This window comes from Bacillus sp. TE8-1 (genome assembly GCF_008368855.1).
GTDB classification, from domain to species: Bacteria; Bacillota; Bacilli; order Bacillales; family Bacillaceae_G; genus Bacillus_A; species Bacillus_A cereus.
Genome location: NZ_QPET01000001.1, coordinates 175,927 through 197,611 on the forward strand (window position 1 = coordinate 175,927; position 21,685 = coordinate 197,611).

Sequence of the window (21,685 nt, forward strand, 5' to 3'; positions counted from 1 at the left end):
ATGTCTTTTTGTAGTACTGTGTATGAATGAATTCATCTAGTTAACATACACTTTCGTTAATAATGAACAAATTCCTTTTGTATGAAATGAAATAGTATGTAATTACTAATCTTAACGTGTTTTTTCTTATACCCTATGCTCATCAAGTGGCCCTCAAAATGAATAAAATACGTTATTCTTTCTGTAGAATCATAGGAAAGGATGGCGTTTTTTATGTCTGTTTCTGTGTCTGACGAATTACAACTATTTGCTCAAGAGATTCAAAGTTTTTTATCTCCAAATACCTTACGGGATCTTGCTAGAGATGTTGGTTTTGTACAACGAACCAGTAAGTATCAGGCAAAAGATTTAGTCGCTTTATGTGTATGGCTGAGCCAAAATGTAGCTATGACTTCTTTAACTCAGTTATCTAGCTGTTTAGAAGCATCAACAGAAGTACTCATCAGTCCTGAGGGACTGAATCAACGGTTTAATAAGGCGGCCGTCCTACTTTTACAACACCTACTAGCCGAACTACTAAGCAAAAAATTGGCCGCATCTATGCCCATTTCTTCTCCATACACTTCTGTTTTCAAGCGTATTCGTATTTTAGATTCAACTGCATTTCAACTTCAGGATGTATTTTCATCGGTTTATCCAGGTTCAGGAGGATGTAGCCATACAGCTGGGATAAAAATTCAACTTGAGTATGATTTGTTAAGTGGACAGTTCCTACATATTCATACAGGTCCAGGTAAACAACATGATCGTACTTACGGCTCTCTGTGTGTCCCAACTGTGAAGGCGAATGATTTATGTATCCGAGATTTAGGTTATTTTCATTTAAAAGACCTTCAATATATACAAGATAAAGAGGCCTACTATATCTCTCGTATCAAGTCGAATACACGTATTTATCAAAAAAATCCTAACCCTGATTATTTTCAAGATGGAAGAATTAAGAAAGGTACAGAGTATATACAGATAGATATTGAGACGTTAATGAACTCTCTCCAAACAGGACAAACATGTGAAATAGCTGATGCTTATGTAGGTATGATTGATAAAGTGCCAGCTCGTGTAATTGTTCATCGATTAACAAAACAACAGCAACAAAAACGATTACAAGATCAAGCTGTAAGAGAAAAAAAGAAAGGAATGAAGTATTCTCCTCGTAGTAAACGACTCAGTGGTATCAATTTATATATGACAAACACCCCTACAGATATTGTCCCGATGGGACAGGTACATGACTGGTATTCTTTGCGTTGGCAAATCGAAATTTTATTTAAAACGTGGAAGTCATTCTTTCAAATTCATCATTGTAAAAAGATAAAGCCAGAAAGATTGGAGTGCCATTTATATGGTCAATTGATTGCCATTCTACTCTGTTCTTCTATCATGTTTCAAATGCGCCAATTGCTCCTCATAAAGAAAAAACGAGAGCTTAGTGAGTATAAAGCCATATATATGATTAAAGACTATTTTTTTCTTCTATTCCAAACTATACAAAAAAACACCCAAGTGCTATCAAAGGTGTTACTTCGCCTGTTCAATCTCCTACAGCAAAATGGGCGGAAGTCTCATCGATATGAGAAAAAAACGGTCTTTGATATATTAGGTGTCGTTTACAATTGTACCCTGTCTGATAATCAAGCCGCTTAATTCAAAAAAGTGAAACCCGTTAGGGTTTATTTCGTATGCAAACCTTTCAATCACCTACACTTGCCCTTTAGAAAAAAGAAACAATCTCGCCTAAAATTGACTTTTCATAAGCTTAACTTGATAGCGATGGGGTAGCACCACATCGCTATCAAGCTTAGAAAAGCAAATACCCCCTAAACGAAAAAAAGCCGTTTTCTATTAAAAATACACAAAATTTTCATCCTGGGGGTGTTATAAAATTCTTAAGTTGATGTGTATGGAGTCCCGCCACATGTCCATCAAATTAAGAACTTGTTTTACCCCCAAGTTTTTTTAGAGTAAGTTGTTTTTTTAACTAGAAAGGTATATTTTTAACTATAAAAACTATGGGGAAATTTATCTGTTTTTCCTTTTTACCTACTTGCTAAATTCAGCAAGTAAAATATTTTTAAAAGGATCAGAACGACTATGACTAGTTTTATGGCCATTCAAATTGATGGCCAATATATGCTTGCCTCCAAGTGTGCCTCCAGCAAAAGTAGTAAAGCCTGGAACACCGCCTGTGTGTCCCCATATCGAGGTACCGTTTTGAAGTTTAGTTTCATAGATTCCAAGACCATATCCATTGATTTCTTCTATTCCTGTAGGAACTGTAGTAAGCATTTGTTTTAGTTGCTGTTCCTTCAGTAATTTGCCACTGAGTAAGTAAGAGAAAAATTTGTTTAAATCTTCAGCAGTAGAAATCATATCTCCATCCGAGCTACCTGGGTAAGAATAAGTAACGTCTTTTAGCTCACTTTCTCCATCATATCTTTCATATCCACGGGCATGCTTGGTACCTGGAATAACAGTTGAATTACCAGGTAGGAATGTATTCGACAATTCGAGCGGTTCAACAATCCGATTTTCAACCTCTTCCGCATAGCTGTTTCCAGTTACTTTTTCAATAAGGATACCCAGTATTACGTATCCTGTGTTTGAATAAGACCAGCCCTTACCTGGAGCAAAGTCTGGGGGAAGGGAAATCCCCATCTTTACGAATTCTTCAGCTGTATACGCTTTTTTTGTATCTTTAATATCAAAGTCTTTTGACTTTATATAGTCAGCGATACCACTTGTATGATTCAATATCTGCCGGATAGTAATCTGGTTACTATCATATCCGTTTCCTTGAATAACACCAGGCAACCATTTTTCAATGGAGTCGTCTAAATTCAAGCGGTTCTCTCCAGCTAATTGAAGTAGGACTGTTGCAATGAACGTTTTCGTCACACTACCAATGCGAAAGCGAAAATCTGTCTTCATTGTTTTCTTGGTTCTCAGATCCGCTATCCCGGCGGCATAGCTCCAATTTTTACCACCCTTAGAAATTTGAGCGAGTATTCCAGGGTATCCAAGTTGGAGTGCATCCCGCATTGCTTTCTTAACGGAATTACGATCGCTTTGATTACTTGTTTGTAACGAACTAGATACATTTTGCGTGGGTTCTGCTTTTACAATTGCGGCTGGTGTTATGTATAACAGGGAACTTCCAGCTATTAAAAGTGATAGACTTGCACATGTAATTTTACTGCGTGTTTTCATAAAGCATCCCTCTCCTTTGTTTAAATTGTAAAGTTAGTTGCTTGCTGTTTCGTATTAATCACACAGCTATTATCTCCACCAATGACAAAAAGTCAGAATTGAATTCGTAATCATATTCATAATTATTATTTTTACAAAAGCTATTCTGTCTTAACAAACGGTAAATCCCTCTTCTTCCACATGTATGTTAACCCCAGAAATTACTTCTTTTCCTTGAAACACTCTTGTTACTGGTTTGTTTTATATATAAGTCATATCTTTTCCGCCTTTCACACCTCCTTATATTTTTATCCTACACAATGAAAATCTCTTTTTTCTTACCTATTCCTTACAAATTACTTACGTTCAAAATAGCTTCTATAATAGGATAGAAAGAGCATCTGTACCCGAAAGTTCAAAGTATTTTCCAATAAATATATTTATCAAATAGAAACACAGAGGTTTTTCACTTCTATGTTTCTTTTTTTCGTTTTGGGGAACAATTAATTTTTAAGTTGATAGCGATGGGGTCACGCCAACATAACGTGAATTTCGTACGTTAAGGAATTATTAGATGTCTTTTTTAATATGAACCATCATATAGTAATGCGATATCAATTTATAAAATAGATTATACAAATAATTTGTTATATTTCCGTTTATCCTAGCTGGTATAATGTATAAGGCAATTATTAATTAATAGTACACATATAGTAGGGAGACATAAGTAATGATAGATATAATCACGTCATTCTTTTTACTAGTTATATATTCTATTCGTTATCTATTTTCAACAGGCGAAAATAGGAAACAAGCAAAAGCAGATTTAAAAGAATTTTGTGCAGGTACTGATGGACAAATGTTATTGGGTGCTGCTATAGCACTTGTAATTATAGTAATAATTTTTGTTGGTATGATTATGTCACAATAGATGTTCAACTAAGAAGAAAGTATTGGAGAAAACGAGCTATTGAATAATTTATATAAGGAACTCGCCATTTCTATAGGATGGTGAGGTTTTTTAATGTAAAAAAGGCTACTGTATTTCTATAAAAGTAGGTACAATGATGGATTTGAAAGAATGACTTTCACGTTTTAAATAAAATTTCGATTTGCCCACACAAAGAATACCAGTCATTCTCAATCGCATTAATCGTTTGTCTTGAAACATGACATAATTTAGCTAAATCTCCCTGGGAAAGCTTTTGCTCTTTACGTAAAATACGAATTATGTTCTCCATTTTTATGAACATCACCTCTAATTTTGTCAAAAACTTTTTACATTTGTAAAAATAAAAAAACGATAATTCTTCTACACTTTAGATAGAAAGAATATCGTTTTTTTATTTTGGGGGATTTTTATTTGTTAGCTTGATAGCGATGTGGCGGTACCCCTAATAGTTAATCTTTTTATTAGCTTTTACTCTTATTGTTTCTACTTCTGGATATGATTTTTCTACAACTCCTATATCTGGAATATTACCCATTAAAGTGTTTTTAATATTAAAACGCAATATACTAAAAGTATTTTCTTTTAATAACAGCTCTTTATAAATAGAATCATCAACAATTATTAATTTAGATTGTATTTTTTGTCCCTGTCCAACGCCGATTCCTAAATCATCTCCTCCTTTTGTCACAGGAATAATTTGAGTTCCAATCTGTATCTCTTCACTAGAAATATCTTTTCCATATACCACACCTTTTTCTTTTGTAATGGATGGCAAAGATTGGATAGGCTCTGTAACACGTGGACGTAGTGTTTTTTGTAACATCTGTTCTTTTAGTAGTTTCTCAGCTGTAGTTTTATTCAAAACTCGTACTGATCCAGTATTTTCACAGGATGTTTCATCTTTATGTTTAAATTCAGAACCACACATCTGTTTTTCTTTATACTGCGTAGATGAGCTTAATTTAGAATTATATTCTTCTGTTACTTTTTCTACTTGTTGTTGGTCCCCAGATACAAGCAGTACATTTGGCAACGCTTGATAGAAACAATACCCTGCCCCTATTATTAATAAAATACTACAAAAAAATAAAAACTTTTTCATCAATCAAAATTCCTCCGTCTTATTAGTGTTTTGCGACTTCACATGTTTGAGGAAAATATGTGAAGTCGCAAAAAAATAAAAATTATATCGTATATATAATTTTTATTTTTTCTTTAAAGGATATTTTGAATTATAAATAGCATTTCTTAATAAATACTGATTATCTATCTTAATTTTTTCTTAAGAAAGCTGAAAGTTATTATAGGGTTCTCTCCACATGTCTATCAAACTAACAGAAAAGGTTGCCCCAAAACGATAAAAATGAACTTCGGTGCTGTAAAAAACACAAAATTATCGTTTAGGGGGTACTTTAAAATCTTAACTTGATAGAGAGGTGGTGCTACCCCATGCCCATCAACTTAAGAATTCAGAATTACCCCATAACGAAAATTATTTGCATGACGTTATATTTAGAGTAATTATCTTGATTATTTTTAACATCCCCTTAATTCTTAAACTGATGTATTGGGAGACCACTCCATATACATCAGTTTTTAAAAATTAAATACTTTATTTACCAAGTTAATATAAATTGCCTCCGCATAAGAGACAGTAGAATTTCTAAATCTTTATTTTAATATTAATTAATTCAAGCGTATTCCTTCGAATGCATTTATTACCAAGTCATGCACATAGGAATCATCCAACTTTTCACCGGTTACTAGCAACCGATAAAAAATTGGTCCGTAAATGAGATCGATACTTAAGTCAACATCGAGATTTTCTTTTAATTCGCCTCTTTTAATTCCCTTCTCCAGGAGTTGCTTTGCTTGCAGGCGACGTGGCTGGAAATATCGAGTACGATATTCTTCTGCCAGCTTTGAGTCAAATTGTCCTTCCCCAACTAACTCAGTAATAATAGTCCCTTCCCGACTTATCAAAAATTTGGTTAAACTTGTAGCATGAATTAAAATATCATTCAATGCTGAGCCTGTGTCAGGTATAGGCAATCTAGCTGCGGCAGCAAAAAGAAAACCATCCATTACTACAGCAGCCTTATTAGGCCACCATTTATAAATCGTAGCTTTACTAACTTTAGCATGGTCTGCAATTTTATCGACTGTGACTGCTTTAAAGCCACTTTCCAGTAATAACTCATAAGATGCAGAAAGAATAGCTTTTTGGGTTTCGATATTACGCGGTCTACCTCTTTTACCTTGCACATTAATCATTCCTTTCAAGAACATAAACTATACGTTTAGTATACTTAATATGAACAAATAATAAAATAGCCCATTTACAAAACTGAACGTTTAGTATATATTTTAGTTAATTAATAAACTGAACGTTTAGTTTATTAATTATTAAGGAATCTTGTAATGGCCATGGCTTTATCTAAGTTCCAAAATACACCAAGGTAATTCTGAAATAAAAGTATGGGGGGAAATTGTTATGCCTAATGTTAAAAATAAAGCAAGTGATAAGGAAATTTCATCGGGTTTAATCATTCTTCTGGCAACCGCATGTGGTATCATCGTGGCTAATCTTTATTATGCGCAGCCTTTAATTGGGTTAATTAGTAATGTAATTGGTCTTTCTAATAGTAGTGCCGGATTAATTGTAACGCTAACCCAGATTGGATATGTTGCTGGCTTACTATTTCTTGTACCATTGGGGGATATTGTTGAGAATAAAAAATTGATAATTATATTGTTATTACTAAGTGCAGTTGCTCTAACTGCCACAGTTTTTGTAAAGAGCGCAATCATGTTATTAGTAGCTTCATTCTTTATCGGACTGGGTTCGGTCGCAGCGCAAGTGCTCGTACCTTTTGTATCATACCTTTCATCGGAAGATGCACGCGGTCGTGTAGTTGGTAATGTTATGAGTGGCCTGTTATTAGGTATTATGCTTGCGCGTCCGATATCTAGTCTAGTAGCTGATATCTGGGGATGGAATGCAATATTTGCTTTATCTGCTACTGTAATCATTGTCTTGGCGTTTGTATTATCGAAGGTACTCCCTACTAGGAAACCAACGGCAAAAACAAATTATACCGCCTTACTTAGTTCAATGTGGCAACTACTACGAACTACTCCAATTTTACGCCGTCGTGCAATTTATCATGCTTGTGTATTTGGGGCTTTCAGCTTATTCTGGACCACTGTTCCATTATTATTGTCTAGTCCTGCTTTTCATTTTTCCCAGACTGTCATAGCATTATATGCACTTGTCGGAATTACAGGTGCAATAGCCGCTCCAATAGGTGGTCGTCTAGCTGATCTTGGCTGGACACGACCCGCCACTGGGATAGCACTCACTGTTGTTATTATTTCTTTATTACTACCACTTATTATTCAAAGTAGTTCCCCCATAGGAATAGCTGTTTTAGTAATTGCTGCAATTCTGTTGGATATGGGAGTATCTGCAAACCTTGTGCTTAGCCAACGTTTAATTTTCTCGTTGAGTCCAGAAATTCGTAGTCGATTAAATGGGCTATTTATGGCTATTTTCTTTTTAGGAGGTGCTGTTGGATCCTTTATTGGAGGATGGGCATATGCCTTAGGAGGATGGAATCTAACATTATGGATAGGAATCGCTTTTCCGACCATAGCCTTGCTTTATTTTGCCACAGAAAAATAGTTCTATAATCAAATTTTAGCAGTCAGTATCCTGACTGCTAAAATTTAAGAGTTCTCTTTTGCTTAAATATAATAAAAAAGTATCCTTATCATTAAGATTCTGCAACATCCCAAATCTATTGTTTAAGTATTTTATTTTTTATTAAATATTACGGTACGTGAAATTTTAAATGTGTCTTTTATTTTTTTACTTTACAGCCTAAAATCTATATAGTATTCTATATAGATTCTATGTTAAAATGTTGATAGAAAATTTGTTTCCATTGTTTATACTCTATTGTACGTAGCGTGAAGGACAAACCTTACGCCCAGTTAACTCGGGCGAGGTTTGTCCTTTTTTTACTTTAAGGAGGAATTTACTATGAATAAAGTCTACAAAATTGGAGCAATTGTTACTACATTATGCGTTGCTTGTATCGCTATCTTTACTTTAACTAAAAATGAATCTGTTAACCCAGAGACTGTAACACTAAACAAAACAATTGTGTCAGCTGCAGAAACAAAAGGATCACCCGAAAATATTAAAGATATTTCAAAAGAAGAATTAAAGCAAAAAATACAATCCCATGAAGAGTTTATTGCGTATTACTATCAACCAACTTGTCATTATTGTAAAAAGGTAGCACCAGATATCAATAGTATGTCAAAAAAGCATGATAGAACCATCTATCGTATTGATATCTCTACGCCGGAAAATCAAAGTGCCTTTCAAGAGTTCGACATTCCTGGTACTCCAGTTGTTGTAGCTTATAACAGAGGGGAAGAAATTGAACGCCTAGAAGGTGCAGTGTCAGCGGCTACATATGACGGATTCTTTGCGAGACGTAATTCGAGCGCTAGTTAAAATAGTGCTTGTTTTTCTTTGTAAAAAGGAGGAATTTACATGCAACAAAACGCCCGTATTTATTCTTTAGACATAATAAGGGGTATAGCCATACTATGTATCCTATTTGCTAATCTACCTACTATGACGGGGCTAGATTCCTTTAATCAAGCAGGTTACTCCGGTACAGATAAAGTGATTCGTTTTTTTATAGATTTGTTTATACAAGCAAAATTCTATACTATTTTTGCGTTCTTATTTGGAGTAGGATTTTATATCTTTATAAAAAACGCGGAAGCAAAAGGCTATTCTATGTATAAGCTGTTTAGCCGTAGATTGTGCATTTTACTACTCTTTGGTTTACTCCACTTTATCTTTCTATGGTATGGAGATATTCTACACGCATATGCCTTAGCTGGTTTTATCCTATTGTTCTTTTATAAGCGATCTACAAAGCTTATTTTTATAGTTGGCTGCATCTCTCTACTTGTTAGCTATACATTACATGCTATTTTATTTATACAAGCAAGTTCTTCTATTTCTGGAGTACCAAGTTACTATCAATATATGTTTACAGGCAACACTACCAATTACACGGTAAATCTATTTACACATTATTCACATCAAGTAAAAGCTCGTCTGTTCTTTTTAATGACCGAGGAATTTCAACAATTACTAATAGGAATTCCGGAATATATAGGCTTATTTTTAATTGGTTTATGGGCTGGTAAGAAAGATATTTTTAAAAAGGTACCGGAATTAATAAAGGAAATTAGATTTATCCAGTGGAGTTCGTTATGCATTTCATGCCTTCTCTCTTGTCCTATTATCTACTATTTTATAAATACGGATGTCTATTATTCTCAGGATATAAAACTATGGATTTTATTTGAAGGGAAAATGCTAGCTATCTTCTATATTTGTACTCTACTTAGAGTTTGTGAGAATAAAAAATATATAGTATGGTTGCATCCTTTTATAAACGTAGGCAAGTATGCTTTAACGAATTACATTAGCCAAAGTATACTAACTCTTGTCATTCTTTCGTTGTACTTTAAAGATGTCTCACAGGTATATTACTGGCAACTATGTATCTTCGGGGTTTTAATTATCTTTGTGCAAATTATATTCAGTAAAATTTGGAGCAAATATTTCCGCTATGGTCCCATTGAATGGATATGGAGACAAGGAATTTACAAAAAATAACCTATCTTTCACCAGTTTTATGCAATTGACTGAAAAAAATGATAAAATATCATATGAAAGAGTAAAGATATATTTGTGATTGTAAAATGATGTTATTAAAATTAAAGTAGTTCAAGTCAGAGGAAGGCACTTTAGGGTGCTTTTTCTTTATATAGTGCATAAGAAGTACCGTCACATCGCTATAAAGCTAAGAAAATACAACTACCCCCAGAACAAGATTTTGTGCTAATTTGTAATAAAAAAGCTCATTTTTTCGGTTTGAGGGTATCTTCTTTTCCTTAGCTTAATGGCAATGTTTCCGTGCCCCATTATAGGCCATCCCGAAAGGAATGGCCTATTTTTTATGAACGAATATCGGGCTTTTTGAAGATTTCAATGAGGCTGGTGAAGCTATCACTGGCATGACCAGTCTTCATACCGCGTCTGAAGACTTCCAAAACAGTTGCTGGCAAAGCGATGTCGATGCCAGATTCTTGGGTAGTATGAACAACATGCTCAACGCTCGCCAAGCCCATTGCTAGTCTGTCCACGTCACCAGGGTGCTCACCCTCGTCGAGACGCGGGGTATAGAACTCTACGAAATTCGACAATGACGACATCATCGCCGAAGCGTATGGTAGGAATTGCTCCGCCGTAATGCCGTTTGCGTTAGCGATTGCAAGAGCATGTAGGTAACTCAGCATTGCCGTCCAGAATATATCCATCTGTATCTGATAGTATAGCATGGCTAATCCGGGGTCCTCGCCCCGGTAATCGGTACTTGTTAACACTTCCAAGGTCTCCCTGTGAGCCTCAAAGACCACTCGCTCACCACTATAGTATGTGTAAGATTCCGATTTACCTATGCCTGACGGTGGAACTTGCACCCCTCCAGTAATATGCCGTGCTCCACGGTCTTCCAACCATTTAGCCGCCTCACGAACTTTTTCCGGGGTATCCGAACTCAAGTTAACGAGCACCTTACCAAATAAATTCTCAGAAGCTGGTTCCAGAATAGAGTACATTACATTGTAATCTGTAAGGCTAAGGATTACCAGCTCGTTAGCAGCTAACGCCTCGTTGACTGTGGACACCCTGATGGCTCCTTTTGCTACAAGCTGGTCTGCTTTACTTGAAGTCCGATTCCACACGGTCACCGAGTACCCGTATTCCAGAAAAACGCCTGCCATCGCCTGACCCATCGGCCCTAATCCTATGACTGTTACTGATTTTCGGTTCCCAACCGTGTTTGTAGTTTCAGAACCATTTTTCTCATTTTGGCTATTACTTTTCAATGAAAAAACCCCTTTCAGATGAAATTAAGTAAATCATAAAGGATTACACTAGTGTCAATGTCAACACAAACAAAAATGGCCCCGGAGCGATTCATCATGCTCGGGACCATGTCTACATTAAACAGTTCTCTTTTTCCTAATCGTTAAAGCGATTTGCCTCTCCAGTAATCTCTTTAATCCATGAAGTGCTTCGATTTGATAATTCACATTACTTAGCTTTTTTTCATACGTTTCCAGCATCTCTTCGCAATATTCATATTCGTCAGGATTTGCCGCTTCGCTCTTGAACAATACTTTAATCTCATCTGCTGTTAATCCAAGCTTCAAGTATAACTGAATTGCTTTGACTCGTTCTATAGCCGATTCGTCGAAATCCCGGTAATCGTTCTCCAACCTATCGGCGTTTAGAAGTCCTTTATTTTCATAATGCCGGATGGATCGTATGCTGACATTGGTCAATCTTGCTAGTTCGCTTATTTTCACTCCTAACAAGCCCCCTTGCATGTTCATAATAAATTGATTATACAACGCTGGTTTTCCATTATTATTTCGCCTGAATGAACTTGAAGCATCTGTAAAATAAGTTTTTCCCAAAAAGTAATTTAAAGCAACTCTAGCATAACAAGCAGTTTACAATGGTGTTTGCAAATTCCCTCCCAAAACTCCCCTTTATTTGTGATACAATTCACCGTTCTAGATTTTAAACTATCCTCCATGATTTATATACACAGTTTATGAACATATTTCTAGCTAAAACGGACGAAAACTTCATCCATATGAGAATATTTTTTGAGGGTTTTTACGAGTATACTGGATTAAGAGGATAAAAGAAAACTGTATGATTTTTAGATCTATCTAGGGGTACAGAAACATCATCATCAAACTAAAAATACAAATACCTCCAAAACGAAAAAAACAAGCCGTTTTCTGTCAAAAATACATGAAATTTTCATCATAGAGTGTTATATAATTCTTAAGTTGATGGGTATGTGGCAGGACCCCACATCCATCAACTTAAGAATTGTATAACACCCCCAAAACGATAAAATTGTACATTTTCATTTGGAGATGTCAATCTTATCGTTTGGAGGTATTTGCTTTTATTAGCTTGATGGTGAGATTTTACTTCTCTATATTCAATAAATTATTAATTTCTCTGATAATACATGACCATTCTTCCATATTGAGGTCAATCATTTTAGAGTGCTCTGCGGATGGGACTTTCACCATTTTCACCTAATCTTCTGAAGCATCTGCCACACGCTTGTAGTTATAACTAATTCCAATTGGCACATTAATGTCGAGTGATCCGTGAATAAGAACTTGTGGAACCTGAAGGGGCAGTAATTGAATTGGAGAAGCCTCCTCATAACGCTTCGGAACCTCTTTCGGTGTCCCGCCTAACAAATCAGTTACAGGATGGTTATTTTCTTTACCGAATTCTGATAGACGTAAATGATGGACATCATCTATTAGTGCAAGATCGTTAACTCCTGCTAAGCTTATCGCTCCCTTAAGAGAAAGCGGTTGATCAGTAGTTCTTAAAACACTATTTTCCGGTAGTTTCTTACGACCCACTAACCATAAAGCCAAATGACCTCCTGCAGAATGCCCAATAGCAATAACCCGCCCTAAATCAAGAAGATTTTCTTCCGCTATTTGTTGTAAATAGTCGGTCGCATTTGCAGCATCAATTAAAGAGCCTGGCCATCCTCCGTCTTCATCGCCAACACGACGAAATTCAATGTTCCAAGTCGCTATACCCCTTGACGCAAAATCTTTTGCTACAGGTTCCATCATATCTAGGCCCCAAATATTTTTCCAAAATCCACCGTGCAGAACAATTGCAACTGGATAAGGCCCCTTTCCTTCTGGGAGACGCAGATCCCCAAACTGCAACTGATTTTTTCCATAAGCAAATCGTTTATTTCGTATACTTATAAGAGCACCTCCGTGTTTTTCTTTATGATTTTTCATCTAGAACCTAAACGTAGTTAGGGTATTCTACAAGAACACCCATCTTTTGGCTGATGTATACAAGCAACAAATTCATATATATGAGCGTCGGTGTTTTTATTAATTAATCCGTCACGATCTAAAAAACTTGCCTTCTTTTTCGCCAAATTGCTCTCTCCTTACCTACAAATTTTCTATCAAAAAATCTGAAGTATAACAACTATTAAGTTCATACTAGCATGAACGACAAATGATACTAGTAACCTATTAGTACGTACATATATTGCTGCAAGTACAAGTCCAATTAGAAAATATCCAAATACAAAAGGAAAATCAAAATGCATGATTGAAAAAAACAATGAACTAACTAATATACAACCAATTTTATTAAATTTACGGCTTAATATATTTATGACCGCGTAACGAAATACAAGTTCCTCAACTAGCGGAGCAAGAATTACAATTGATACAAGAGCAAGAGGAGAAATGGCTACAGATTCAATATTACTTGATGTATTTACTGATTGTGTCGTTAAGTGAAATATACTTTTATCCAACATACTACCCATTGTCTGTGCTAAGAATACTGCAATTATTCCTACTAAAATCCAACCGAATGCTACTTTTGAAAATTTAATCGATAACTTCGAATCTTTCATCGCTTCTTTCTTATATATAAGAAAAATGAATATTAATATGAGTGAAAACCCTATTAGTTCCCAATGAACAAGTAGTTGCTGAATTGCTTGCTGTTGATTCCCCTGAATATCATACCAGCCTGTCTTCGCTAGCAATTGTACTCCTATTATTCCAACAAATTGAGTCATTATAAAATATATGAGTATGATATAACCTGATTTATGTAAATTACTATTATTCATTTTATTATATTCACCTTTCACTTTTAGCGTCTTGTTTATTATATATATTGATTATATGATAATAAACAAATGTTTATGTACTATCAAACGTATTCAGGCTGCTTGCAAATGCTTTAACCCAATCTCTAACGCACCTGTTCCTCCAAAACCCTGATTAAATAAAAGTGGGACATCATACTTCTTTGCGTATTCTTTTGCTACATCAATAGACACATGACCACATGCACCTTTCTGCACTACAATAACATCACATTTTTTTATAACACTACGAAAGGTTTTCTTTACACCACCATGATTTTTTCCATCGTGAAAAATTACCTGACAATCTCTTTTTTTCGCTAACTTCTCTAATGTTCTACCATTTGAACCACCTAAAACTAGAATTGTACTCATTTCCATTCACTCTCCACATCTTTATTTTTTTTATATGTACTTGGTGATACTAATAATACAATTGTACAGATGACAATATTCAGGAATACCACTCCCACTATTAATACAATTGCGAAGACTGGTAACAATAGCATGAAAATAAAACCACTTACAAGCAAGCAGATGAATATAAATCCATTGCTCATGTCTTCATAACCATCTAATCCTGTTACAATATCTAAACTGTGCATCCAAACTGTGATACTATCCCAATTTGTGATCAACAGGTATCCACTACCCACTAATAATGCCCACCCAAACATTGTCCCTAAAAGTCCCGAACCTCTTCCAGAAGAATATCCTGCAAAATAGTTTGCTACGGTTCCAAATAATAATCTCATTCTTTTTACCTCCACATTTATATCATCTCACCAATATATATAAATTTCATTTAACCATAACTTTATTATATTGGAAAATTATGAATATTAAATAAATATTTTTAGGTACTCATTATATTTTTTAATAAGGGTTGTGATTGTTATTCACAACCCTTACCTTTCAGTTAATCCACAGGTACTTCTTCTTGTCCATGTGGTATTTGTTCAATTGGTGTTACAATTTGCGCATACTGATTTACCTGAATTTTAAATTGTCGTGGTTCCAAGAAGTTTACCTGTTGTATTAAAACCTCTATATGAAATGTATCTACTTTTTTCCCACGGTCAATTTTAGTAATACGTGCATTGTAAAACTTATCTCCATTTAGGAAATATCTTTGAACAGCTTCTGTAGCAAGCATACGTTCATTACTTGTCATTTTCATTGGTTCAATACCAAATCCAGCCTTTGTAAACAAATATGGAACATCATAACTACTATTAGAAATTTTTCGTAGTAAATCCTCTACTGTTTTTGTTTTCGCAGTATATTCTTCTTCTTTTGTATCAAATCCCTTTGGTTTATCTCCAAGCATCTCAATTTCATCTTGATTTACTTGTTCTTCCTCTTGGACTTGTGATTTCATTATATAATCATGAATAGTATTATAGGTGGCAACACCTGCCACTAGTACGATAATCCCTAATATGACCAAGTACTTACGAGGCATATTGGATAAAATGTTGATTATTTTCTTCATCTACTCTCACCCTTATCAGTCTATAACATTACGGATTTGCGTCATATGTTGTCCTCTTGCCGTATAGTTTAGACCTGTAATTTGTACACCCTTATTATCACCAATATGAATCATTTTCTGATTCCCTAAATAAATAGATACATGGTTAGGATTTTCATAGAAAATTAAATCTCCTGGTTGTGCACGACCGATATCTGGCACCTGTTTTCCTTGTCCAATTTGAGCACCTGTCCAATCTCCTAGCTGAACACCTATACTGGTTTTAAACACATATTGTGTGAATCCAGAACAATCTGCACTACCTGCAGCTGGATTTCTAGCACCGGATACATAGCTCACTTTCCCTTGTCCAACCCATTTTTTTGCTTCTTCCAATACCTTTTGTCGTTTAGCATTTGCCATTGTAGGAGAACCACCAGATGATAGACCTGGATCATCATTTTTCTTAAAGAATTTCATTGGATCCGTTGGTTGGTCATTAATACGAATTTGGAAGTCTAAATGAACAGCGTATCCACTCATATTAAGGAAACCAGTATCTTTATCGTAGTTAGAACCGCCCATTTCCCCAATTATTTGTCCTTTTGTCACCATAGTTCCAGGTGCAACTGATATTTTACTCAAATGTAAGTAGCGAGATACAATACCATTTCCATGGTCTACATAGACACCTAGACCACCACCGTTTACATTTCCTGTTTGGTTTGTTACAATACCCATTTCCATCGACCATACGGGGTCCCCGGCTTTTCCGGCGGTCATGGCCCCAATATCTACAGCATTATGTTGTTTTCCACCACGAACTGCATCAAATGTATCTGTAATACGACCACTTTTCGTTGGCCATTTCCAACCTTTATCAGAAATCCATTCGCCAGATGCATCTGCCACACACCCTAAATCTTTGTAATACTTCAAAACTTTGGAAACATACGTGTAATCCCCGTAGCACGCTCCAACTTTGGTTCTAAAATTATTTGGATCTTTGCACCCAGCTCTATTTTCATCCGCATGCTCCCTAGAAAACGCAATAGCTGTTTCTTCTGAATAACCACCCCTTGCTAATGCATAGCTAATGAATCCAGGACCATAATTATAACTCTGTAAGGCAAGTGCTATATCTCCATTTGCCTTTCCTAAAACATCTTTAAATTCTTGTACGCCTGCTTCAATAGAAATATTAGGGTCTTTAATACATCCTATACGAGCACTTCCTTTTAGGCCTACACAATATGAACTTAAGTTCCCATGACTCCCTTCCGCTGCTTGCATCGGGTCACTTCCCTCTCCTTGTGATTCCTGCATCATTTGGGCAGCCAAAATACCAACATATTGAGCAACACCATGCTTTTCTGCCATTTCTTTAATTTTAGGAAGGTATCCTGTAACTTTTGCATTAAGGTTAACAGGCTCTCCACCAGGACTTACATTACCTACACACATACCACCAATAAATCCACCAGTAGTAGGAGCAAGATGTCCATATAACCCTTCTAACATTCCTGCTGCTAATATCTCACGAGCACGATCTTTTTGACTCTCACTAAATTTTGCAAGTTCCATCGCTTTCTCTAAACCGTGAGAAGATACTGTTACCTTTTTACTTCCGCTTGCATTAATTTCATCTATTTTTTTCTTAAAATCTGTATCTCCTAATATCTTTTTTACATCTGGTCCGGAATAACTTTCAGATTTGGTTTTTTGCATCTCCTTTTTCTTTTTTTCACAAGGACCATTCGGCCCTGCCTCGCATACCTCTTTTTCCGTATATTCTTCATATTGAATATCTAAGAAATATGATATAGCATCGTGCGGATCTTTTCCAGTCAAATCATTATCATACCGCGCCATGTCAAAAGCGACGACCTCTTTCCAGTCTACGTTTAGCGCCATTGAAATTTCCATATACTTTTTCACTTGTTCTTCTGTTTTACTTTCATCATCGGTAAATGGTACAAAAGATGCCAGAATAACACATACAGTAATAATAAGAGCCATAATGAGAGCAACAGGCAATCCTACTGCTCCCACGATAGCTCCGACAATTTTCACTATACCAGCTCTTAGCAGTTTGGCAGCAGCTTTCGCTGCCGCTCTTCCTGCTTTTCCTGCCATTTTTGCCATTTTCCCACTTGCCTGCATCCCCTTTTTCTTAATAAAGTGAGATGTCGCATCTTTTAAAGGGTTGCTTTTCTTCTGGTTATTTGGATCGTTAGGATTTTGACTCATAGACTTGTCACTCCATACTTTCCATTTTCATTATTTCTGCTTCTTCGCTGCGCTAAGCGTGGGTTTGGCGCAAATGGAATCAGGTTTTGTGGGTCATGTTCTGATAAATTCAAATGTGTCTCTGTACGTACAACTTCGTCTTGTGTATGAGTTACTAGGATTTCTTCTCTCGGTTTAATACTGCTATCTTGCACTTCACAAACTCTTTCAATCCTTTGGTTTGCTTGTAATCGCGTATCTCCTTTGCCGAACGGAGAAATACGTGACACTGTACCATCTGTTGTGGTAGCAACCATATAACTACGATCTCTTTCTACCACCATTTGCACATTCTGGTATCCCCCTTGGTCTAAATCAGACATATAGAAGTGACCATTGTCTACCTTATGACTTACTGTAAGTGGCGGTTCACTAAATACTGGTTTCTGTTGTAAAGGTCTTTGATTTTGATTTCCTACTAATTGATTTGGATTAATATTGATAGAACGATTGATACTAATTTTCCCGCCACTAGAATCTTGAATATACGCTGGCGTTGCTTTCATACCATTACGATACTGTGTTAATTGACCGTCTGAAATATTTAAATCTTGATATACCACTTGTCCTGAACGAATGCTACTATCTCCACTACCATAACGAGATACAACTTGTGTCATTCCACTGGAATCTTTCGCTTCAATCCATGATTTATTATTTGTCGTAACAAGACGTACTGCACCTTGAGCAACTGATTGTCTTCCAGTAGCATCTGTTGTTGTTGGTACCATTCCCTGAATCTCTTGAATTTCTTTTGCTTCTGTTTGAACTGCTTTATTATAAGGATTATGTTTACTTACCATACGTGCAGTAGCTTGGTAAGCACCTGCACCACCAATTATACCTGCTGCATAGCTTAATCCTTTTGTCACATTGTAATGGCGTTCTGCTGCATTACCTCCTAATGAAGTATGAACGGCAGCTGCAGTTCCACTCATCACTCTTTGTACTGCATTTCCACCAGCCTGCTGAACAGCACTAGACGCATTAAAGTATGCTTGTGATACATTTTCCATACCTTTTGTATGCACGAGATGTTTGGCACCTTCCATCATACTTACACCAACCATCTTACTTTGCTGTGTCATACGTCCCACTGCTGAAGTTGGAATCGCCATTTTACCAGCACTTTGCGAAATATTTGCTACACTAGCTGATGCATCCGCATACGAGCGCTCAATTTCAGAAACAGACAGATTTCCTGCACGTGCCATACTCGCTTGCGTTTGCGTAGCTGCAAACACAGCTTTATTGATTGCACCACCTGTCGCAACACCGTGTGAACGAACACCTTGAATCGCACTAGAAATTCCAGAACCTACTTGTTGACTCACTGTTCCAAGACTAGCATGACTTTGTAAACCTTTCGTCAATTGCGTAGCAAAGGCATCTTTATTAATATACGATTGTTTATGTAGACTCTTACCACTCGTATCTTTTGCCTGTATGGGCATCGCACCCGCTTGTACCGCTGCTTGCTGAGCGATTGCTTTAAATTCATTACCTTTATCATTTAAATGAGATTGCCAAGCTTCTACTTTTTGCGTTTGAGACATAGTTGGAGACAAGTTCTTCATAAAGTTTGCTTTGTTCTCTGCTGCATATCCTTGTTTAAAGGATTCTGTAGATGCTTGTACTAAATTCTCGACATTACTTACACCTTTTTGTTTCTGGTTTCCATATCCATTTGCTAAACTATGTGTTTTTACACCATTTACCGCTTTTTGAATGCCAGATACACTAGATACACCCATTGCATTTATATTTGGATTGTTTTGTAATTGTTGCGATAGCTGAGAAGCAAAAGCTTCCTTATTAGCATAGCTAGTCCCATCTTTTTGTTGCACAATCCCTGCTTGTTCGGCAGCTTTCTGAGCATGATTTTTAAATCCTTGCACTTTTTGACTCAAGTGTTTGTTCCATGCAGCCTCTTTTTCTTGTTGTGGTACATCTGCAGGTAATTGCTTCATGAATCCAGCCTTATGATCTGCTGTATATGCCTTTTTAAATGCAGCAGTGGACGCACCCACAAGTGAGTCTACTTGTCCCATATTTTGATGGCCACTCTCTAGTGTTTCTCCTTTTACTCCTTCAACTGCTTTCCCAACTTTTCCAAGTGCAAGTTGAGAAGCAAAGGCATCTTTATTTACATAGGACTTATCAAACAGGTTGTTGCCTTGCTTATCTTTCGCATCAACTGACATTGCTCCAGCCTTTGTTGCCGCTTGTTCTGCATGATTTCTAAATCCTTGAACTTTTGAGTTTAAATGGTCATTCCATTTTTTCTCTTTCTCTTCCGCTGACATGTTTTCTGGTAATTGACTCATAAACGCATCTTTATGGTCTGCCTCATATCCTTTTTGGAATGCGTTAGTTGCAGCGTTAACTAAATCTCTAGCGTTTCCATATGGTGTAGCATTTTTCTTCATATTTTGTAAATCTTGTTTTCGCTGATTTTTGAAATGAGACATTTGATCACTATTTGTTTTTGCTACTTTTTTTGCAATCTCTGCATCGGATGCACCAGGGAATGCTTGTTTTAAACGGCTCGCAACTGCAGAATCAGGATTATCCGCTTTCCAATTTTCAAAATCTTTCGTAGCTAAGTCTTGTGCAATATCTTCATCTGTTAACTCTGGATATTGTTCTCCATTTAACCCTTTATACGTATCTAGACCTTTCTTCACACTGGAACCAATATGCTTCCCAGCACTAGTAACTCCTTCAACTCCAGCTGCCAATGTTCTTCCAGCTACTGCACCAGGAACTCCACCTGCTTTACTTCCAGCAAATGTTCCTACTGCCATTCCTTCTGGTCTAAGTCCTGCGCCCATTGCTAATCCTGCGAGTCCACCCGTTGCTTTTCCAACCATGCTTCCAATTTGACCTGCTTTTAACATACGAGCTGCACGAGATGTTGTACCTATATCTGTTCCTAAATTGGCTCCTAACGCATTTTTAGGATTATCAGCATCTTCTTTTTTATCTTCCTCGCCTTCTTTTCTAGCTTTTGTCTTCTCTTTATTACTACGATGGTCATCACGTATTCCTTTAATGATGCCCGCCATACTTGCTAAGGCACCCATTCCAAGCATCGTACCTGCTCTATTTACTGCTCCCACCGTATTTGTACTTAAACCAATGAATCCTTTTACAATTTCGCCTATAGGAATAAACATAGCAAATAAGATTAATTTAATAATGGTATTATCTGATTTGCCTACTAGTACAAAAATCAACCATATAGTAATCGCATGGATACCTTGGATGAGTACTGTACCAACAAATTCACGCATCCAATATAGAGTTTGTTGTTTTTTTTGTGGAAATAGCCACATACCAACCATAACCGGTCCCATTAACATCAAAATATAAAGAGATACCGCTCGCATTAAATAGAAGAAGTTGGCCCAAAGTGATAATCCTACTTCAATCAACATCGCAAAAATTTGAAATAAATAATCATCCTTATTTTTATCCATAGACAATTGAGCAATTGTCTGACCTGGTTTAAAAACATCTAGCGATTGTTCTCCTATTGCTCTTTTAAACTCCGATGCTACCCAAGTATTAATATCAAATATAATGTTATAGAAGAAATCTAAATGCCATATACAAATAGAAACGATCATTAAATCCTTCGCATATTCAATGATATATGTTCGATTTGTTGGATTAATGGCAGCAGCTGAATACTTTGCGCCAGCAATTACAGCACTGACTAAGACTAAAAAAGCTGCAAATTTAAACATGACTGGTAATCCCGTATTTAAAACATTCCCAGCTGTGTCATCTTTAAATAAAAGATTTAATTTTGCACTATCCCCACCAAAAATTAAATCGGGGATAGTATCAATTAATTTATAGATTGGAGAAAGAAAGGTCTTGACCATAGAAACAATTAAGCCACCAACCCATCCTATTATCTTATCAAGCATAATT

The 21,685-nt window shown here is 36.1% G+C and carries 18 protein-coding genes and 1 pseudogene; 5 read left to right on the top strand and 14 right to left on the bottom strand.

The genetic code is table 11. The features are described 5' to 3' along the window. The first annotated feature begins 213 nt into the window (after nucleotides 1–213). On the top strand, nucleotides 214–1,644 hold the full coding sequence (locus tag DN404_RS00900; RefSeq protein WP_149214603.1) for an IS4 family transposase: 1,431 nt from the start codon (nucleotides 214–216) through the stop codon (nucleotides 1,642–1,644). A gap of 396 nt (nucleotides 1,645–2,040) precedes the next feature. Here DN404_RS00900 and DN404_RS00910 read toward each other — a convergent pair whose 3' ends face one another. Continuing rightward, a complete protein-coding gene (locus tag DN404_RS00910) occupies nucleotides 2,041–3,207 on the bottom strand; it encodes a serine hydrolase domain-containing protein (protein ID WP_149214604.1) in 1,167 nt (388 codons plus the stop codon). A 709-nt stretch (nucleotides 3,208–3,916) separates the two neighbouring features. On the opposite strand from DN404_RS00910, the gene DN404_RS00915 reads away from it, so the two are divergent. Next, a complete protein-coding gene (locus DN404_RS00915; protein ID WP_149214605.1) occupies nucleotides 3,917–4,117 on the top strand; it encodes a hypothetical protein in 201 nt (66 codons plus the stop codon). A 196-nt stretch (nucleotides 4,118–4,313) separates the two neighbouring features. On the opposite strand, the pseudogene DN404_RS00920 reads toward DN404_RS00915, so the two are convergent. From DN404_RS00920 to DN404_RS00930, 3 genes and pseudogenes are all read right to left on the bottom strand, one after another. Beyond that, nucleotides 4,314–4,427 (bottom strand): annotated as a pseudogene (locus DN404_RS00920) (helix-turn-helix transcriptional regulator); the annotation flags it as partial. A 153-nt stretch (nucleotides 4,428–4,580) separates the two neighbouring features. Next, the gene (locus DN404_RS00925; protein WP_149214607.1) at nucleotides 4,581–5,240 is read right to left on the bottom strand and encodes a lipoprotein BA_5634 family protein; all 660 of its coding nucleotides are present in this window, start codon (nucleotides 5,238–5,240) and stop codon (nucleotides 4,581–4,583) included. 584 nt (nucleotides 5,241–5,824) lie between these two features. Next, entirely contained in the window at nucleotides 5,825–6,412 is a 588-nt protein-coding gene (locus DN404_RS00930; RefSeq protein WP_149214608.1) for a TetR/AcrR family transcriptional regulator, read from the bottom strand. A gap of 220 nt (nucleotides 6,413–6,632) precedes the next feature. Between DN404_RS00930 and DN404_RS00935 the strand changes: the two genes are divergently transcribed. The 3 genes from DN404_RS00935 (at nucleotide 6,633) to DN404_RS00945 (ending at nucleotide 9,851) form a co-directional block, all read left to right on the top strand. Next, nucleotides 6,633–7,823 carry an MFS transporter gene (locus DN404_RS00935; RefSeq protein WP_149214609.1) on the top strand — a complete coding sequence of 397 codons (1,191 nt, stop codon included), beginning with the start codon at nucleotides 6,633–6,635 and terminating at the stop codon, nucleotides 7,821–7,823. 360 nt (nucleotides 7,824–8,183) lie between these two features. Then, on the top strand, nucleotides 8,184–8,666 hold the full coding sequence (locus DN404_RS00940; protein WP_149214610.1) for a thioredoxin family protein: 483 nt from the start codon (nucleotides 8,184–8,186) through the stop codon (nucleotides 8,664–8,666). A gap of 39 nt (nucleotides 8,667–8,705) precedes the next feature. Further along, nucleotides 8,706–9,851, top strand: a complete 1,146-nt coding sequence (locus tag DN404_RS00945; protein ID WP_149214611.1) for a DUF418 domain-containing protein — start codon at nucleotides 8,706–8,708, stop codon at nucleotides 9,849–9,851. 341 nt (nucleotides 9,852–10,192) lie between these two features. Here DN404_RS00945 and DN404_RS00950 read toward each other — a convergent pair whose 3' ends face one another. From DN404_RS00950 to DN404_RS00995, 10 genes are all read right to left on the bottom strand, one after another. After that, nucleotides 10,193–11,125, bottom strand: a complete 933-nt coding sequence (locus DN404_RS00950) for an NAD(P)-dependent oxidoreductase (RefSeq protein WP_149214612.1) — start codon at nucleotides 11,123–11,125, stop codon at nucleotides 10,193–10,195. Between the two features lie 117 nt (nucleotides 11,126–11,242). Beyond that, on the bottom strand, nucleotides 11,243–11,608 hold the full coding sequence (locus tag DN404_RS00955; protein WP_000703058.1) for a MerR family transcriptional regulator: 366 nt from the start codon (nucleotides 11,606–11,608) through the stop codon (nucleotides 11,243–11,245). Between the two features lie 753 nt (nucleotides 11,609–12,361). Beyond that, nucleotides 12,362–13,102 carry an alpha/beta hydrolase family protein gene (locus DN404_RS00960; RefSeq protein ID WP_255444854.1) on the bottom strand — a complete coding sequence of 247 codons (741 nt, stop codon included), beginning with the start codon at nucleotides 13,100–13,102 and terminating at the stop codon, nucleotides 12,362–12,364. A 17-nt stretch (nucleotides 13,103–13,119) separates the two neighbouring features. Continuing rightward, complete coding sequence (locus DN404_RS00965; protein WP_255444855.1) at nucleotides 13,120–13,248, bottom strand: hypothetical protein; 129 nt, start codon at nucleotides 13,246–13,248, stop codon at nucleotides 13,120–13,122. Between the two features lie 30 nt (nucleotides 13,249–13,278). After that, nucleotides 13,279–13,962 (bottom strand): CPBP family intramembrane glutamic endopeptidase, encoded by a 684-nt coding sequence (locus tag DN404_RS00970; protein ID WP_179951846.1) that lies wholly within the window; start codon nucleotides 13,960–13,962, stop codon nucleotides 13,279–13,281. A 93-nt stretch (nucleotides 13,963–14,055) separates the two neighbouring features. After that, entirely contained in the window at nucleotides 14,056–14,361 is a 306-nt protein-coding gene (locus DN404_RS00975) for a DUF2325 domain-containing protein (protein ID WP_000426064.1), read from the bottom strand. After that, nucleotides 14,352–14,735 carry a hypothetical protein gene (locus tag DN404_RS00980; RefSeq protein ID WP_149214614.1) on the bottom strand — a complete coding sequence of 128 codons (384 nt, stop codon included), beginning with the start codon at nucleotides 14,733–14,735 and terminating at the stop codon, nucleotides 14,352–14,354. Before DN404_RS00980 ends, DN404_RS00975 begins: the two co-directional genes overlap by 10 nt. 164 nt (nucleotides 14,736–14,899) lie before the next feature. Further along, complete coding sequence (locus tag DN404_RS00985) at nucleotides 14,900–15,475, bottom strand: hypothetical protein (RefSeq protein WP_149214615.1); 576 nt, start codon at nucleotides 15,473–15,475, stop codon at nucleotides 14,900–14,902. Between the two features lie 15 nt (nucleotides 15,476–15,490). Further along, complete coding sequence (locus DN404_RS00990) at nucleotides 15,491–17,704, bottom strand: lysozyme family protein (protein WP_149214616.1); 2,214 nt, start codon at nucleotides 17,702–17,704, stop codon at nucleotides 15,491–15,493. Continuing rightward, on the bottom strand, nucleotides 17,701–21,681 hold the full coding sequence (locus tag DN404_RS00995; RefSeq protein ID WP_149214617.1) for a TrbL/VirB6 family protein: 3,981 nt from the start codon (nucleotides 21,679–21,681) through the stop codon (nucleotides 17,701–17,703). Before DN404_RS00995 ends, DN404_RS00990 begins: the two co-directional genes overlap by 4 nt. Between the last annotated feature and the right edge of the window lie 4 nt (nucleotides 21,682–21,685).